The organism is Acidovorax sp. sif1233 (genome assembly GCF_019218755.1).
In the GTDB taxonomy this organism is placed as follows: domain Bacteria; phylum Pseudomonadota; class Gammaproteobacteria; order Burkholderiales; family Burkholderiaceae_C; genus Acidovorax.
The window spans coordinates 397,581-414,034 of the sequence record NZ_JAHUWZ010000004.1; the positions used below are offsets into that span (position 1 = coordinate 397,581).

The following is a 16,454-nucleotide window of genomic DNA, read 5'->3' on the forward strand; positions in this document are numbered from 1 at the left end:
CCTCAGTCGCCCTGCATGTAAAAGGCCTCGGCATGGATGTGGGCCGGCTCCATGCCCTTGCCCAGCGCCACCAGCGTGGTCGTCTCCACCATCGGCGGTGAGCCGCACAGATACGCATGCCAGCCGCGCAGGCTGGCGTGGTCCTGTTCGATGGCCTGGGTCACCAGCCCGCGCCGCTGCGCCGCAGGGTCCGCGCCCGAGGCCATCACCACATGCAGCTGCAGCGCAGGGTGTGCGTGGCGCAGCTGGTCCAGCCAGGTGAGGCCGTACAGCTCGCGTGGCGAGCGCACTCCGAAGTACAAGTGAATGGGGTTGCGCATGCCGGCGGCCACGGCGCCACGCACCACCGAAAGCACCGGTGCCAGCCCCGTGCTCCCCGCCACGCACAGTATCGGCCCGGTGTGCTGCTGGCGCAGATAGGCTGCACCCAACGGCCCGCTGACCTTGACGGCATCCCCTGCCTTCAGTTGATCCGCGATGTAGCCGCTGACCCGGCCCCTGGGCATCAGCTGCACGTGGAACTCCAGCAGCTCTTCGCCCGGCAAGCTCGCCATGGAATAAGGACGCACGTGGGCCGGCGTGAAAGCGATCTGCGCGTACTGGCCCGGTGAGAATGCGATCGGCTTGCTAACCTTGAGCAGCAGGCGCCGGATGTCGACCGCCAACGGCTCGATGGCCGCGACAGTGGCCTTGGCCACACGCGCCCGGTGCACCACGGCCTCCTCGGGCGCCGGCACTTCGATCGTGCAGGCCTCGGTCACATAGGTCTGGCAGGCCAGCACGGCACCGTCCATGCCGTCCAGCGGGCGCTGCTGCTCACGCCCCCCATCGAACACCTCGCCATCGAGCACCCGGCAGCGGCAGATACCGCAGCGGCCGGAGAGGCAGGAGTAGGACATCGGAACCTGCGCCGCGCGCAGGGCGTCGAGCAGATTCACGCCCGGTGCGGCACGGATCACGCGGTTAAGCGGCTGAACAAGAATGTCCATGGCGGGCGGGCTGCGAGATCATTCATGCGATTGTGCATAAGAATCATCGGCTGCAATACCATTGCCGCTTCATATCACCCGCACTGATGGAGTGGCGATGGAGTTATCTGACATCGATCTGAACCTGCTGGTCTTGTTTCAGCAACTCATGGTCGAGCGGCGCGTGTCCAAGGTGGCCGACAACATGGGCCTCACCCAGCCTGCCGTCAGCAATGCGCTGGCCAAGCTGCGCCGAATCTTCGGCGACGAGTTGTTCCTGCGCACGTCGGGCGGCATGGTGCCCACGCCCTTTGCCGAACAACTCGGCGAACCGGTCGGATACGCGCTGGGCATGATCCACAGTGGACTGAACCAGCGCATGCAGTTCACGCCAGCCACGCTCAAGCGCACCATCACCATCGGCATGACGGACATTGGAGAGATCGTCTTCCTTCCAGCGCTGCTGGAGCGCCTGGGGCGGGAAGCGCCCGGTGTGACGCTGAATACCGTGCGCAACAACGCGACCAATCTGCGCGACGATATGGAGTCTGGCAAGGTGGACCTGGCCATCGGTCTGCTGCCCCAGCTCAAGGCGGGCTTCTTCCAGCGGCGGCTGTTTCGCCAGCGCTATGTGTGCCTGTTCCGCAAGGGCCACACGCTGGACCGGCCGAAGCTGCTGCTCGCCGACTACAAGGCGGCGGAGCACCTGGTGATCGTCGCCGCGGGCACGGGGCATGGCAAAGTCGACGAGTTGATCCAGAAGGCCGGCATCGACCGCCTTGTGCGGCTGAGCGTGCCGCACTTTGTCAGTGTGGGCCACATCCTGCAAGGCACGGCGCTGGTGGCGACGGTGCCCGAGCTCCTGGCACTCAAGCTGGTCGAGCCCTTCGGGCTGACATTGCGCACGCACCCGGTCAAGTTGCCCGAGGCACCGATCAGTGTGTTCTGGCATGCCAAGGTGCATCGCGAACCAGTGAACCAGTGGCTGCGTGGCATGGTGTTCGAGCTGTTCGGCGGCGATCGCGCTGATGGCAGCGGGTCGCCGTGACCGCCGACAGTCTGGGGCCGTCCACAAGCTCGCTCCTGAACCGACGCCGCCATCCAGGCTCCCATCGCAGACAAAAAAAGGGGCGCAGACATCCGTCCACGCCCCTCCCGTCTTGCGCTGCCAGGCCATCGATTCCGGCCTATCGCGCTGATTCAATTCACGGCACCAACGCAGCCATCTCCCCCGCAGGCACCACCCCATAGTGGTCCAGCTGCATCGAGTACTGCGCACGGCCCGAAGACAATGCGCGCAGGCTGCCGATGTAGCCGAACATCTCTTTCAGCGGTACCTCGGCCTCGACCGTGGCGGCATTGCCGCGCTGGCCCTGGCCGCGCACCACGCCACGGCGACGGTTCAAATCGCCGATGCTGTCGCCCAGGTACTCGGCCGGGGTGATGACCTCGACGGCCATCACGGGTTCGAGCACCTGGGGCCCGGCCTTGGCAAACGCTTCGCGGAAGGCGGCCATGGCCGCCAGCTCGAAGGCCAGCGTGGACGAGTCACGCTCGTGGAAGCTGCCATCCACCAGCGTGGCCGCGAAGTCCACGGCGGGGAAGCCCGCCACCACGCCCGTGAGGGCGGCGCGGCGGATGCCGGCCTCCACCCCAGGGATGAACTCGCGCGGCACGGCGCCGCCGACGATGCGACTTTCAAAGCGGATGCCTTCGCCCCTTGGCAGGGGTTCGAGCAGCAACCTCACCTCGGCGAACTGGCCGGGGCCGCCCGATTGCTTCTTGTGCACATGGTGTACCTCCACACTCTTCGAAATGGTTTCACGGTAGGCCACCTGGGGGCGGCCGACCGACACGTTGACGCCGTGGCGTGCGCGCAGCTTCTCGATCGAGACCTCGAGCTGCAGCTCGCCCATGCCGGACAGAATGGTCTGGCCGGATTCGGCATCGTGCTGCAGGCGCAGGCTCGGGTCTTCGCGCAGCAGGGACTGCAGGGCCTTGGACAGGCCTTGCTGGTCCGCGCTCGCCTTGGGCTCGATGGCCACGTGGATCACCGGCTCGGGCACACTGATCTGCTCCAGCACCACGGGGTGGGCCGGATCGCTCAGGGTGTGGCCCGTCAGCGTGTCCTTGAGGCCGACGACGGCGGCGATGTCGCCCGCCACCAGCTCGTCGCGCTCGATGTGCTTGTCGGCATGCACTTCGTACAGGCGCGACACGCGCTCGGTCTTGCCCGTGCTGGTGTTGAGCACCACGTCGCCCCGGCCCAGTCGGCCGCTGTACACGCGCACGAACACCTTGGCGCCATGGTCGTCGGTGACGACCTTGAACGCCAGGGCCTTGAACGGGTCCGCAGCGGTCTCGCCGCCTTCGCGCACGATGTCGTCCGGAGAGGGCAGGTAGTCCACCACGGCGTCGAGCAAAGGCTCCACGCCGCGGTTCTTGAAGGCCGAGCCGGCCAGCGCGGGCACGAAGGTGCCTGCCAGCACGCCCTTGCGGAGGGCGGCATGCAGCACGTCCACAGCGACCTCTTCGCCGTTCACGTAGGCCTGCAGCGCGGCTTCGTCCTGCTCCACGGCGGCCTCTACCAGGCGGGCGCGTGCGCGCACGGCTTGCTCGAGCAGCTCGGCGGGCACGTCGGCTTCGCGGTAGGGCGCACTCGCGTCGTCCTTGTCCCAGATGCGGGCGCGCAGGCTCAGCAAGTCCACCACGCCACGGAAGTCGCCTTCCGCACCGATGGGGATCTGCAGCGGCACCACGCGCACGCCCAGGCGTTCTTCCATCATGGCCACGACGCGGTGGAAGTCCGCACCCACGCGGTCGAGCTTGTTGATGAAGGCGATGCGCGGCACGCGGTACTTGTCGGCCAAGCGCCAGTTGGTCTCGGTCTGCGGCTCCACGCCTGCCACGCCGTCGAACACGACGACCGCGCCATCGAGCACACGCAGCGAGCGGTTCACCTCGATGTTGAAGTCGATATGCCCGGGCGTGTCGATCAGGTTGATCTGCGTGCCCTTCCAGTGCACGGTGACGGCCGCGCTGTTGATGGTGATGCCGCGCTGTTGCTCCTGTGGATCGAAGTCCATGTGGGCCGTGCCGTCGTGCACTTCGCCGATGCGGTGGCTCTCGCCGGTGTAGAACAGGATGCGTTCGGTGGTCGTGGTCTTGCCCGCATCGACGTGGGCGATGACACCGAGGTTACGCAGATGGGCATTGCTGGTGTTGCGTGAATTTCTCATGGCGAATCTTTCAATCTCTTGCGGCTGCGCCCGGCTCTGCGAGCAGCTGCCGCCTGGTTGGCTATCTGCCAGCCCAGGCGAGATGGATTCGCCTTCAGGCTAGCGTTGAATCGGTGTTGTGCTGTCGCCGAAGCCCGGGCGCACGGAACTCAAGCTCCGGCGGCCGGGAATCGTGGCAATCAACTTGTCGTAGGTACGCATAGGTTGGGTGGTGAGAAAGTCTGAAAAAACAAAAAACCCCGGAGGTGGAGCCTGCCGGGGTTTTATGGACCGGAAGGCGCACAGCCCTCCGACACGCGATCGAGGGGCGCAACTAGGGGGTGAACGATGCCTTGATCACGTTGGTGAGAATTTTCATAAGACCGAATTATCCTCCTCGCACAGAGAGCTTGCAAGCGACCTGGCTGCCTGCCTGCGCCTGCCGCCTCCGGCTCGGGCAAAGAACTGGCTGTTGCCTGGCCGCACGGCGTTCGAAACCTGCACACGGCAGGGCCGAATCGACGTTACAGGCACAGCGGGCGGCAGGACGGCGCAACTGAATCTTGCGTGCATGCCTGTCACTGCATCGAAGGTGGATGACCGCTGTAGGCCACACAGCGACTGCCGTCACGCGCGATTTTCCAACGGATGGGTGCCATCGGCGACAACAGTCACTGCCTGGTCAAAACTCGGCGATGAACGGCCAGCAGGGGCATGGGCAGCACACCTCATTCTCCTGTGCGCCGCCACACCAGCCCCAGCGCCTTGACTTTCTGCCAGGCACTGGCGCGTTCGTCCGAAAGCACGTCCAGAAAGTCCGACAGGCGTTTGGACTTGACCATGGTGTAAACCGTCAGCAAGGTGGTCAAGGCAAACACGACGGCAAAAATCCCCAGCTTGCGGGCCGGGGGAGCATCGGCCTCGGCCAGCAAATTCATGCCCAGGAAGCCCGTGGTCACGGTGCCGATCAGGCCAAAGATGGTCACGACCGTCAGCCTGACGACGGTGTTGGCCTGGCGGCGCAGGCTGTCCGCGTCCAGGTACTGGTTCATTTCGCCAATGCGCTCCTTGACCTCCGTGTACAGCGGGTCCAGCCCGAGGTGGTTGGCGCACATGCGGAACAGGGCACGCACCTGGGCCTGTTCGGACACCTCGTGGAACCAGTAGCGGTGCGTGAAGCGCAGAAAGCCGGCAAAGCTGTCACGGATCGTGCGCTTGAAGCGGCGCACGCTGGCGGCGTCGGCAATGTCCAGGTTTTTCAGTGCCTCGGCCAGCCGGTCCGAGAACATCAGCAGCGCCGCTTTCTGGAAATGCGCAATCAGGAACAACAAGAAATGCTGGTGCCGGAACTGCGCCAGCACCCCCCGGTCGCGGCAGACAAAAAACGGGCTGTGGGCATCGCCCAGCACCAGCAGCGAATGGCCGCTGCAAAGATACCGCGTGTTGGGAGCCGCGCCACTGTGGCTCCAGAATCGGTCGTAACAAAACCGCTTTTCGAAGTCGGCCAGATGCTCTTCGGCATAGGGCAGGCTGGCGTCGTCGCTGGAGGTGGCCGCCCCGGTCACCAGGCCGAGGCGGACGAAGTCGCTGCGGCTCAGTGCGCGCGGGTTGTCCAGCGCCAGGAACGCCAGTTGCGGCATGCGGTAGTACTCGATCTGGCGATAGCGCAAGGGACCGCTGCGCTCCGAATGGTCGCTCACCAGGGGCTCCAGCAGCCAAGCCCAATGGGCGGCGATGCGCGGGGCGCGGTGGCTGCTGACATGGGCCATGAAGAGGTCGCGCTGGTTGGCGTCGGACTGGGCCAGCACCTGCCCCGCGGCGTCCAGCCACTCGGCGCTGTACAGGCAGTGCTGCGCATGGCCCTTCGCATCCCAGCTGGCGGGGTAGCCGCGGCCAAAGCGGTACAGCAGTTCCTGCGCCTGGGCCAGCGCCAGGTCGCGGGCGCTGACCTCGACATTGAGCAGCACCAGATCCAGGTCGAGGAAAAAGTAAAGGTCCACATGGACGATGTCGAGCGTGATCGGCGGCGCACCGGGGTGCAGCACCGCCCGCACGGCACTGACGTCGCTGCGCCGGAATACCCGCATCGGTGAACCTGCGGCGCTGCTGCCTTTCTGGCTGCGCCCCTCGCCGTACAGGAAGCGCTGCACGTAGGGCAAGAAGGTCACGAACTCGTTGTAGTGGCGCTCGTGAAAACGATCGCTGTCGCCCGTGAATTCATCCACCACCTCGCGCCAGGGCGAGGCCTCGCCCATGTCCGCCAGCACCTGCCAGGGCTTGGCGTGCCGCCCCTCGGAACCCCGCACCGGCATCAGGCGCAGGGGCCACAACAGGACCTGGCGCAACTCCCGCACGCAGGCGGGATAGGACTCGGTTGACATGCAGTGGCCTTTCGTCTGGTTCGTGATGCCGAGCAAAACACTTGCGGCGTGGGCACCGTGCGCCGACTGGCGGTTCATTCAGCCGTCATGGCGTGGGCGCCAGCGCCCATTTCACGTGGTGCAGCCAGGAAATCAATCCCGGATTTCCTCGCGACCTGCCGCAAACCGGGCTTCGGAAACCATGCTAACCAAAACAGCGGAGGATGGGTCCACCGCATCGGCGATCGGCCCATTTCCGAGCAGGCCCGCCGTCCGTAAAAAAACCGCCAAATGTTCCCGCGTCGAACTACCCAGGCGTCACCGCGTCAGGTTGCAAACGAGACGCGCTGCCACGCTGCGCAGTGGATGTGAATCGGCGTTCCACCTGCAGCAGGAAGTGCGAGAGCAAAGTGGAATACAGCTTGTCGCCCAATGCCGCATCTTCCATGCCAACATCGAGATTGGGGTTGTCGTTGATCTCGATGACATAGACACCAGAGCCCGTGGCCTTGATGTCCACCCCATAAAATCCATTGCCAACCAGGCGCGCGGAATTGACGGCTGCCGCCAGCACCTCTGTGGGCACATCTTGCAGCGGTACGCCCTGCACCCGCCCCTCCGTGTACTTGCCATTTGCTGTGTGCTGCAGTATCTGCCAGTGCCCATTGCACATGAAGTACTTCGCCGCGAAGACCGCTTGCCCCGCCAGAACCCCCACGCGCCAGTCAAAGTCTGTGTACATGTACTCCTGCAGCAGGATGATTTCCGATTCCCTGAGCATGCCTTTCGCAATGTCCTGGAGATGCTCAAAGCTCTCCGCCTTCTTGACACTGCGGCTGAAAGCACCATCCGGTACTTTCACCACCACGGGGTAGTCCAGCGTGTGCTCCAAGCCGGCCAGCGTGCGCCGGCTGGCCATGCGCGTCACCGGTGTGGCAATGGCATGCTCGCGCAGAAGCTCCGCCAAAAAGGCTTTGTTCGTGCAGCGCAGGATGGACACGGGGTCGTCTATGACCGGCATGCCCTCGGCGACAGCCTTTCTCGCAAACTGAAAGGTATGGTGCGTCACCGCGGTGGTTTCCCGAATGAACAGCGCATCGAACTGGGTCAGGCGGGAGAAGTCCTTCTTCTCGATAAGTTCCACCGCAATTCCCATGTCCTGCCCCACATCAACCAACTTCTTGAGCGTCCTGAGACTGGACGGAGGAAGCGGGTCATCCGGATCGTGCAGGACCGCGAGGTCCATCCGGGGCAGGGGCATGGCGACCATGGGGCGCCAGCTGCGCCGCGTGTACTGGCGGAGCGCTCGAACAAAGACCTCATCGCGCGCAGGCTCGACATCGCGAAGGTCCAACGCCTGTATTCCGCCGAGCTGCCAGTTTGCGGACTGCTCCTGCCGTTCGAGGGTGATCTCCATCAATGGACAACGGAACAGTTCAAAGCTCTTTCGAGCCAGCGGCGCCAGCACGGGGTCCTCCATGACCCCGAAGAACACATGCAAGGTCAGTGTATTCACGGAGCCGGGGATTTCCTTCAGCGGACCGACCAGTCTATTGAGCTGCACGAACGCTTCATCAGGCTGCATTCGCTTGCGCTGAAGGCTGAGTATGGTGTCCACGCTGGGGGTGACCCGGTCGCCACGCGCCTCCGCCAGCAGGGAGCAGTAGTAGCCCATGCTGAGGTAGCCATAAGTCCGGCAAAGGTTCGTGACCTTGCGAAAACGCCCCCGGGCATCCGGCTCCTCCGCCACGAATTGATCGGCGGTGATGACTCTGATCTCGGGCTCGCTCCATCGAAAGTCTGCGAGCTTCTCCACCACGATCACATGTTCTGAAGACAATTTATTTCTTTCCGGAGATGACGACCGCGGCAGTGCGCCTGCGGCGCCCGTACTTGGCGATCTTCTTGAATTCACCAAAGCTGATGGACACTCCGCCGTCCGGGTCACTGGAACGCGCCATAGGGTCCAGAAGGCGAAAAACCGCGCCGTCAAAGCCGGTGATTACCACCCAATGTGGCGTTTTCTCCCGGTGAAGCCGCCACAGACTGATGAGGACAATGGGCAGGCTTCCCATGCGCAATTGCTCAATCACGCTTTCGGGAGAGACGGGCCGGGCATGGACAGGAACGCGGTGAGCCTCCAGTTCCAACCGGAAGTCGTTTTCCACCAGCTGGATGACGTCTTTCTTGAGAGGGTCGCGCACACTGTCCATGAAGAGTGATGCGCCAGCCGCTGCATAGACCGACACGTCAAAGCCGCGGCGCAATGCCGCATGCGCAAGTCCGAAAGGACCACACCCACCATGGCCCGCCGCCATAAAGACCGTTGTGGCCTCACGCCATAGGCGGATTTCGGCGGCTTGATTGACAGGGATGGACGGGTCCACGGCAGACATGGCCATCAGCAATGCGCAGGGCCCACAGGTGAAATCCAGCGTCTGGGCGTAGTGCCGCACCCGAGAGGCGTTCCCTTCTCGCGCCCGCGCGTCGTCGAAGAGATCCTTCTGAAAGCACAAAGCGGCTTCGCCATCGCCGTAGTAGGCAAGCTTGCGGCCCATCCCCACGAATCCATGGCGAAGGAACAAGCGGTGTGCGCAGACATTGGAAGTCCTGCTCTCCAGCCTCAAAACCGCGCACCCGGCTTCTCGCGCGTCCCTGATCGCCGCGGTCAAAAGTTCACCGGCCATGCCGGAACCCCGTGCGGCAGACGCCACAGCGATCGAGTACAGGCGAGCTACAGAGGATCCCTTGCGGCGCAATACCACGCAGGCCCCCTCCAAGACTTCGCTCGATCTGCACACGAGAACGCGGGCCGACGGGCTGGCCAGCATGCGTTGCCAACTTCTGAACGAGATTCTGTCGTTCTCGAAAGCCGCGCGCTCCAGCCGATCGAGCGCGGCCAGATCGCCACGGTTCGCCGGCTCCACCTTGCTCCGATGGGAAGACGGCTTCATCGAAGACCGCGCCCGGATTTGCGCGCGCCCCGGTCAGATAGCTTCAATGCCATCCACGCGACGCCGATCGTAACCAGCAGTACCAGCAGCGCCAGCGACACATGCACCCAGTCATCCATGGATCGACCTTCCGGGATCGCAACGCCTGCGATCCGACAGCCACGCTCCCATGGATGGGGCCCACTGGATGCGGAGCGATGTCAATGGCACGGGAATTCCTCAGCACCAGCGACTTTCACCACGCGGCCAAACTCGGCGTGCGGCAACACGCGCATCACGCAGCACACGGTGTGCAATACATCCTTGCGTTGCACAAGCAAGCTGAGACTTGCCCGCTCGCGGGGCCTGTCCAGACACATTCGGTACCCCCGCAACCGGGCGCCCAGAGCCGAATGAAGTGTCTTTCGCAAGTCCTGTGCGTCGGTGCATGAAGCGACCAGGGGCAGCGCCACCAGAGAGGCCGGACCGTCGCACTCCCCGGGGAAGGGCAGCATGGCCACCCGGTGCAGGCTGATCCCTGCGTATGTTTGCAGCATGTCTTTCGCCACGGGGCCACCTTCAAAAAAAGGGGTAGTGGCATCTGTTGAACATGCACCCAGTCTAGAAAAACTGGTGTAAATCGTTCGTAAAAACTGGGGTTCGAGCCGTCAATTCGTTGTCAAATTCCGCGGCCACATCACGCGACGAGGGAAACGCGCCGGGCGCACCGCTGCAGCCCTGGAGCCCATCGCTTGTGGAGTCACACCGCGAGTCGGTACCCCACTCCCGATTCGGTCAGCAGGTGACGAGGCTGCGCCGGATCTGCCTCGAGCTTCTGCCTGAGATGCCCCATGTAGATGCGCAGGTAGTGGCTCTGGTCCGACCGCATCGGCCCCCACACTTCGCGGAGCAGCTGTTTCTGGGTGATGACCCGTCCCGAATTGGCGACCAGCACCGACAGCATGCGGTACTCGGTCGGCGTCAGGTGGACTTCAACCCCGCCCTTGCGTACCAGCCGAGCGCTGCGGTCCACCTCCACGTCGCCAAAATGAAACGCTGGCTCCACCCCATCCACGGTGAGCCCATTTCCTGTCGCCGCACGCGGACGGCGAAGATTGGCACGCACGCGCGCCAGAAGCTCCCCCGTACCAAAGGGCTTGGTGAGATAGTCATCCGCTCCAGCATCGAGTGCGGAGACCTTGTCGGCCTCATCGGTGCGCGCAGACAGGACGATGATCGGCACGGCGGACCAGCCCCGCACGTCGCGGATCAGGTCAATGCCATCGCCGTCAGGCAACCCCAGGTCCAGCACCAGCAGATCGGGCTGGCGGGTACCCGCCGCAGACAGTCCTTCGCGCATCGTCGCGGCTTCATGAACCTGCCATCCTTCTGCTTCGAGCGCACTGCGAACGAAGCGCCGGATCTGCGGCTCATCTTCAACCACCAGCACGGTACGTATTTGCATCGTATCCCGGGGCGGCAACGCCCCGCTCCATATCTTCCAAATCGGGATCGGGGGGAGGCTCTCGGCGCGGGAGCGTGATGGTGAATTCCGCCCCGCCCCCGGTTGCGCTGGCAGCGGAGATCGTTCCGCCGTGCGCGTGCACCACCGCCTTGCAGATCGCCAACCCCAGGCCCACGCCCGGCGTCGCCGATTCAGCCTGTCCCCGGGTGAATTTCTCGAACAGCAGGTGCTCCTTGCCACGCACAGAGGGTGGCAGGCCAGGCCCGTGGTCCGTCACGGTCAACACCAGACTCCCTTCTGTCGCAAACGCCTTGATGAAAACGGGCGGTGCGCCGTACTTGGCGGCATTCTCAAGCAAATTCACCAGCACGCGCTCAATGAGGACAGGATCGAACTCCACCAGCGGCAAATGGGCGGGGATTTCCGTGCGAACGGTCAACTCCTTCAGCGCGGGCTTGGCGGCGCGTATCGAGGCGCCCACGACTTCCTCGACCGACTGCCAGTCACGCCGCAAGTGGACACTTTGTCCCGAAACATCACTTTCCAGCCTGGCCATGTCCAGCAGGTTGCTGACCAGCGCGTTGAGCTGGTGCGCCTGATGCACGATGGCTTGTGCCACGGCATCGTGCTCCTCCGTCGGCAACCCCTTGAGCGATTCGGCCAGCGTGATCAGCGCCGTCAGCGGTGTTCTCACGTCATGGGAGACAGCGCCCAGCAAGGCATTGCGCAGCCGCTCGGACTCCATGTCCACCACCGCCTTTTGCGCGATGTGGACGTAGTGCACACGTTCGAGCGCGATGGCGATCTGCCGGGCCAGGGTATCGAGTTGCTGAGCCTGCTCCGGAATCAGCAGCCACCTTGGGTGCGCGGGCTCCAGTGCCAGCACACCGCGCACCCTCATGGGCGCCTTGAGGGGGACATAGCGCCATGCCTGCGCCGCCAGAGTGCTCGTGGCCAGCCCCGCGCTCTGTCCTTGCCGCAAGGTCCAGTCGGCCACACTTTTGTCAAATTCCTGCGGCAGATCATCGGGGTAGTGAAGGCGGTCCGACGCGTCCAATGCAACCACCACCGCCCTGCCGCCAAAATGCCCCTGCACAGCCGCCGCGCCGATCTCGATGACCTGGCTCGTCTCCAGGGCCGCCGACAGCTCGCGCGCAAGCTCGAACAGCGATTGGGCCCGGCGCTCCCGGCTGTTGGACACTCCGGCCGCGAACCTGAGGCCGGCTGTGAGCTGCCCCACCAGAAGTCCCACCCCCAGCATCACGGCAAAAGTGACCACGTACTGCACGTCGCTGACCGCGAAAGACAGCCGCGGTGATACGAAGAAGAAATCGAAGGCCAGCACATTGAGCAGTGCGGCCATCGCCGCAGGCACGCGCCCGAATCGCATGGCGACCCCGACAACGCCGACCAGGTACAACATCACGATGTTGGTCAACTCCAGGACGCCGTGCAACAGAGTCGCCATCAACGTGACCGCAATGCTGGCACCGAGCGCCCAGAGGAAGCCCTGCCAGCGCGGGTGTGCGGCCTCGTCGGTTTCCCTGGCCTCAACGCCGACTTTGTGGCTCCAGAGTGCCTGCGGCAACCGCCTCGAACTACCCGCGCGCGCCGTTTCCACGATATCAAGCGAGGGGGCAAGTCCCGCGATTTCCCGGCCCACCTCCCTGGTCGAAGGCCACTTCTGCCACCAGCGCCGCTGCGCAGGACGACCCAGGACCAGAGTGGCGCAATTGAGGTGAAGCGCCTGTGCAGCCAGGGCCGGCGCAACGTGGTCGCCCGTCAGCACTGCCGTCTCGGCGCCCAGCTCCTGCGCCAGTTGCAGCACGGCCAGAATCCTGTCGCGCTGCGGTGCGTCCAGCCTCTGCAGGCGCGGTGTCTCCACGTATGCGGCATGCCACTTCACATTGAGCTGCCCTGCCAGGCGCGCGGCCGCGCGCACGGTCTGCGCGGCATCTTCGTTCGGCCCGACACACGCCAGTATGCTGCCCGAGGTGTTCCAGGCGGCAGACACGCGCTCGCCAGGAGTGCCTGACTGTTCGATCCGCCATCCCAGGACGTCGTCCTCCACATGCTCAGCGGTGCGGCGCAGTGCGATTTCGCGCAGGGCAATCAGGTTGCCCTTGCGGAAGAAGCTCTGGGCCGCACGCTCAGCCTGCTGGGGGACATACACCTTCCCTGCACTCAGGCGGGATATCAGTTCATCGGGGGTGGCGTCGACAAGCACCACTTCGTCCGCGTCGTCCAGCACGGTGTCGGGCACCGTCTCATGGACCCTGATCCCCGTGATCGCACCCACGGTCCCATTGAGGCTCTCCAGATGCTGGACATTGAGCGCAGTCCACACATCGATGCCCGCGGCGAGCAGTTCCTGGACATCCTGCCAGCGCTTGGCATGGCGGGATCCCTGCACGTTGGAGTGGGCAAGCTCATCCACCAGGAGGATGGCCGGCTTGCGTGCAAGGGCCGCGTCCAGATCAAACTCAAGGAGCAGCCGGCCACGGTACTCCACCTCCTTGAGGGGCAATGCATCCAATCCCGCGAGCAAGGCCGCCGTCTCGGCTCTGCCATGGGTTTCCACGACCCCGATCAGAACGTCGCGGCCAGCGCCACGCTCCCGCTGCGCCGCACTGAGCATGGCCCAGGTCTTGCCCACCCCTGCATTGGCGCCGAAGTAGATGCGCAGCTTGCCGCGCGTGGTCTGCTCCTCCTGCGCGCGCAGTTGCGCGATCAACGCATCGGGGTCTGGGCGCTGCATGTCAGCCATGGCGTGCCTGGCTCCAAGCGGGCCCCATGGGCAAGAATGGCAAAAGGCGGGATGCGCTGCTACCGTGCATCATTCAAGGCAAGATTCAGTGCCAGTACGTTCACCCTGGGTTCGCCAAGCAGGCCCAGGAGCGGTTTTTCGGTGAGCTTGTCGACAAGGGCATTCACGCTCGCCACGGGGACGTGGCGGGCCCGCGCCACGCGGGCGGCTTGGTACTGTGCCGCCGCGACGCTGATATGCGGATCCAGACCGCTGGCGGACGCCGTCACCAGGTCCACGGGCACTGGCGCCAGATTGCCGGGGTCGGCCGCGCGCAATGCCTCCACGCGGGCCTTGACCGCATCGTTCAACGCCGGATTGAGGGGCCCCTGGTTGGAGCCTCCCGACGCCACCGCGTTGTAGGGCATGGGCGCCGTGGCCGACGGACGCCCCCAGAAATGCGCGGGATCCGTGAAATTCTGGCCGATCGACGAAGAGCCAACGGCCTGGCCATTGCGCTGCACAAGGCTTCCCGCAGCCTCGTGGGGGAAAACGGCCTGCGCCGCTCCGGTAACGGCCAAGGGGTACAGCAAGCCCGTCAGCGCGCTGAGGGCTACAAACACGACAAGTGCGGGGCGAAGAATGTTTTTCATGGAAGGTTCCTCAAATCAGCCCTACGGCCACCAGTATCCAGTCAATCAGCTTGATGCCGACAAACGGCACGATCAAACCTCCGAGGCCATAGATCGCGAGGTTGCGGCGCAGCAGGGCCGCCGCCCCCACAGGGCGATACCGCACCCCTCGCAATGCCAGGGGGATCAGGAAGACGATCACCAGCGCATTGAAGATCACGGCCGACAAGATGGCAGACGACGGGCTCGCCAGCTGCATGACGTTGAGCGCGGAAAGCTGCGGATAGGTCGACACGAAAATGGCCGGAATGATGGCGAAATACTTCGCCACGTCGTTCGCGATCGAGAACGTCGTGAGAGAGCCTCGCGTCATCAAGAGCGCCTTTCCAGTCTCAACGACCTCCAGGAGTTTTGTCGGGTTGGAGTCCAAGTCGACCATGTTGCCAGCTTCCTTGGCGGCTTGCGTTCCGCTCCCCATCGCCACGGCGACATCGGCCTGCGCCAGTGCCGGCGCATCGTTGGTGCCGTCACCGGTCATGGCCACCAGTCGTCCTTCCGACTGGTACTTGCGGATCAGCGCCAGCTTGTCCTCCGGGGTCGCCTCCGCCAGGAAGTCATCGACCCCGGCCTCCGCGGCGATGAAGGCTGCCGTGAGTTTGTTGTCACCCGTGATCATGACGGTGCGGATGCCCATGCGGCGCAACTCGGCGAAGCGCTCCTTGATGCCGACCTTCACGACATCCTTGAGTTCCACAACACCGAGCACCTGACGCCCTTCCGTCACCACCAGGGGGGTGCTTCCCCGGTACGCCACCTGGTCGGCGGCGGCCGCCACTTCGTGTGGCATGGCGCCCCCCAGCGCTTCCACATGCCGCGCAATGGCTTGCACGGCTCCCTTGCGCAGCATGGTTGCGGTCTGCCCGGACGCTTCGACGGCAGGGAGGTCGACACCGCTCATCCGCGTCTGCGCAGTGAAAGGCACAAGCAGCACGCCCTGCGGATTCTCGTCGGGGGTGCCCGAACGGCGGGCCAGCTCGACGATGCTGCGCCCTTCAGGCGTCTCGTCCGCAAGCGATGCCAGCAAGGCTGCGCGGGCCAGGCGGCCAGGTGAAACCCCTGGAGCAGGCAGGAACGCACTGGCTTGGCGATTCCCGTGGGTAATGGTCCCGGTCTTGTCCAGCAGGAGCACATCGACATCTCCTGCGGCCTCCACGGCCCGCCCCGAGGTCGCAATCACGTTGGCCTGCATCATCCGGCTCATGCCAGCCACGCCAACGGCCGACAGCAGTCCACCGATGGTGGTCGGGATGAGGCACACCAGCAGGGCCACCAGGGCCGTCAGAGAGACGACAGTCCCAGCCGCTGACGCCTGCACGCTGAAGATCGAAAAAGGCAGCAGGGTGACGGTGACCACCAGAAACACAATCGTCAATGCCACCAACAAGATCGTCAAGGCGACCTCATTGGGCGTCTTTTGCCGCTTGGCGGCCTCCACCATTCCAATCATCCGGTCCAGGAAAGACTCGCCTGGATTCACGGACACGCGCACCACGAGCCAATCGGAAAGCACGCGGGTGCCGCCCGTCACGGCGGAGAAGTCCCCACCGGACTCGCGAACCACCGGCGCAGATTCGCCGGTGATGGCACTTTCGTCGACAGAGGCTACGCCCTCGATCACTTCACCATCCAGCGGAATCACATCGCCCGCCTCCACCAGCACCACGTCGCCGCGGCGCAAGTTGGTGGCCTGCTCCGGCAGGAACGCGGAACCATGGACCGGCTCCTTGAGTTTCTTGGCCCAGGTTTCCTTGCGCAATCCACGCAAGGAGGCTGCCTGGGCCTTGCTGCGGCCTTCGGCCAACGCTTCGGCGAAGTTGGCGAACAGCACCGTAAACCAGAGCCAGACGGTGATGGCCAGCACGAAGCCCGGGCGCATGCTCGCATCCGCCGGTGCATTGAGGGCATGCAGCCACAGCAGCGTGGTGAAGATGCTGCCGATGTACACGATGAACATCACCGGGTTGCGCCATTGAACCAGCGGGCTGAGCTTGGCCAGCGCCCCCCAGAACGCTGTCCGGATCAGGACAGAATCCAGCAGAGAAGTAGAAGTATTCTTTTTAGTCATCGGCAAA

At 64.4% G+C, this 16,454-nt stretch carries 12 protein-coding genes; 1 reads left to right on the forward strand and 11 read right to left on the reverse strand.

All coding sequences use genetic code 11. The annotated features are described in order from the left end of the window. Window positions 1-2: 2 nt before the first annotated feature. Window positions 3-989 (reverse strand): 2Fe-2S iron-sulfur cluster-binding protein, encoded by a 987-nt coding sequence (locus KW843_RS16215; protein WP_218296178.1) that lies wholly within the window; start codon window positions 987-989, stop codon window positions 3-5. A gap of 97 nt (window positions 990-1,086) precedes the next feature. On the opposite strand from KW843_RS16215, the gene KW843_RS16220 reads away from it, so the two are divergent. Continuing rightward, window positions 1,087-2,016 carry a LysR family transcriptional regulator gene (locus KW843_RS16220; protein ID WP_218296179.1) on the forward strand — a complete coding sequence of 310 codons (930 nt, stop codon included), beginning with the start codon at window positions 1,087-1,089 and terminating at the stop codon, window positions 2,014-2,016. Between the two features lie 157 nt (window positions 2,017-2,173). Here the strand turns inward: KW843_RS16220 and fusA are convergent, their stop codons facing one another. The 10 genes from fusA to kdpB all read right to left on the reverse strand — a co-directional run bounded on the left by fusA (window position 2,174) and on the right by kdpB (window position 16,447). Further along, the gene (fusA, locus tag KW843_RS16225) at window positions 2,174-4,207 is read right to left on the reverse strand and encodes an elongation factor G (protein WP_218296180.1); all 2,034 of its coding nucleotides are present in this window, start codon (window positions 4,205-4,207) and stop codon (window positions 2,174-2,176) included. 707 nt (window positions 4,208-4,914) lie between these two features. Then, the gene (locus tag KW843_RS16230; RefSeq protein WP_218296181.1) at window positions 4,915-6,567 is read right to left on the reverse strand and encodes a CorA family divalent cation transporter; all 1,653 of its coding nucleotides are present in this window, start codon (window positions 6,565-6,567) and stop codon (window positions 4,915-4,917) included. Window positions 6,568-6,853: 286 nt separating this feature from the next. Beyond that, entirely contained in the window at window positions 6,854-8,386 is a 1,533-nt protein-coding gene (locus tag KW843_RS16235) for a RimK family protein (RefSeq protein WP_218296182.1), read from the reverse strand. A gap of 1 nt (window position 8,387) precedes the next feature. Continuing rightward, the gene (locus tag KW843_RS16240) at window positions 8,388-9,500 is read right to left on the reverse strand and encodes a peptidase C39 family protein (RefSeq protein WP_218296183.1); all 1,113 of its coding nucleotides are present in this window, start codon (window positions 9,498-9,500) and stop codon (window positions 8,388-8,390) included. Next, window positions 9,497-9,619 carry a hypothetical protein gene (locus KW843_RS26810; RefSeq protein ID WP_255594773.1) on the reverse strand — a complete coding sequence of 41 codons (123 nt, stop codon included), beginning with the start codon at window positions 9,617-9,619 and terminating at the stop codon, window positions 9,497-9,499. Before KW843_RS26810 ends, KW843_RS16240 begins: the two co-directional genes overlap by 4 nt. A gap of 81 nt (window positions 9,620-9,700) precedes the next feature. Continuing rightward, window positions 9,701-10,048, reverse strand: coding sequence for a hypothetical protein (locus KW843_RS16245; protein ID WP_218296184.1), 348 nt, complete (start codon window positions 10,046-10,048; stop codon window positions 9,701-9,703). 191 nt (window positions 10,049-10,239) lie between these two features. Then, complete coding sequence (gene kdpE / locus KW843_RS16250) at window positions 10,240-10,944, reverse strand: two-component system response regulator KdpE (RefSeq protein ID WP_255594774.1); 705 nt, start codon at window positions 10,942-10,944, stop codon at window positions 10,240-10,242. After that, window positions 10,916-13,711, reverse strand: coding sequence for a DUF4118 domain-containing protein (locus tag KW843_RS16255; RefSeq protein WP_218296185.1), 2,796 nt, complete (start codon window positions 13,709-13,711; stop codon window positions 10,916-10,918). The genes kdpE and KW843_RS16255 overlap by 29 nt, the downstream gene beginning before the upstream one ends. A gap of 59 nt (window positions 13,712-13,770) precedes the next feature. Beyond that, window positions 13,771-14,343, reverse strand: a complete 573-nt coding sequence (gene kdpC, locus KW843_RS16260) for a potassium-transporting ATPase subunit KdpC (RefSeq protein WP_218296186.1) — start codon at window positions 14,341-14,343, stop codon at window positions 13,771-13,773. A gap of 10 nt (window positions 14,344-14,353) precedes the next feature. Beyond that, window positions 14,354-16,447: a potassium-transporting ATPase subunit KdpB gene (gene kdpB / locus KW843_RS16265; protein ID WP_218296187.1), complete on the reverse strand. Its 2,094-nt coding sequence runs from the start codon at window positions 16,445-16,447 to the stop codon at window positions 14,354-14,356. Window positions 16,448-16,454 lie beyond the last annotated feature (7 nt).

Coding starts and splice junctions, on each gene's coding strand:
- KW843_RS16220 (WP_218296179.1), top strand. CDS start 1,087: ATGGAGTTATCTGACATCGATCTGAACCTGCTGGTCTTGTTTCAGCAA.
- kdpB (WP_218296187.1), bottom strand. CDS start 16,447: ATGACTAAAAAGAATACTTCTACTTCTCTGCTGGATTCTGTCCTGATC.
- kdpC (WP_218296186.1), bottom strand. CDS start 14,343: ATGAAAAACATTCTTCGCCCCGCACTTGTCGTGTTTGTAGCCCTCAGC.
- fusA (WP_218296180.1), bottom strand. CDS start 4,207: ATGAGAAATTCACGCAACACCAGCAATGCCCATCTGCGTAACCTCGGT.
- KW843_RS16240 (WP_218296183.1), bottom strand. CDS start 9,500: ATGAAGCCGTCTTCCCATCGGAGCAAGGTGGAGCCGGCGAACCGTGGC.
- kdpE (WP_255594774.1), bottom strand. CDS start 10,944: ATGCAAATACGTACCGTGCTGGTGGTTGAAGATGAGCCGCAGATCCGG.
- KW843_RS16255 (WP_218296185.1), bottom strand. CDS start 13,711: ATGGCTGACATGCAGCGCCCAGACCCCGATGCGTTGATCGCGCAACTG.
- KW843_RS26810 (WP_255594773.1), bottom strand. CDS start 9,619: ATGGATGACTGGGTGCATGTGTCGCTGGCGCTGCTGGTACTGCTGGTT.
- KW843_RS16230 (WP_218296181.1), bottom strand. CDS start 6,567: ATGTCAACCGAGTCCTATCCCGCCTGCGTGCGGGAGTTGCGCCAGGTC.
- KW843_RS16215 (WP_218296178.1), bottom strand. CDS start 989: ATGGACATTCTTGTTCAGCCGCTTAACCGCGTGATCCGTGCCGCACCG.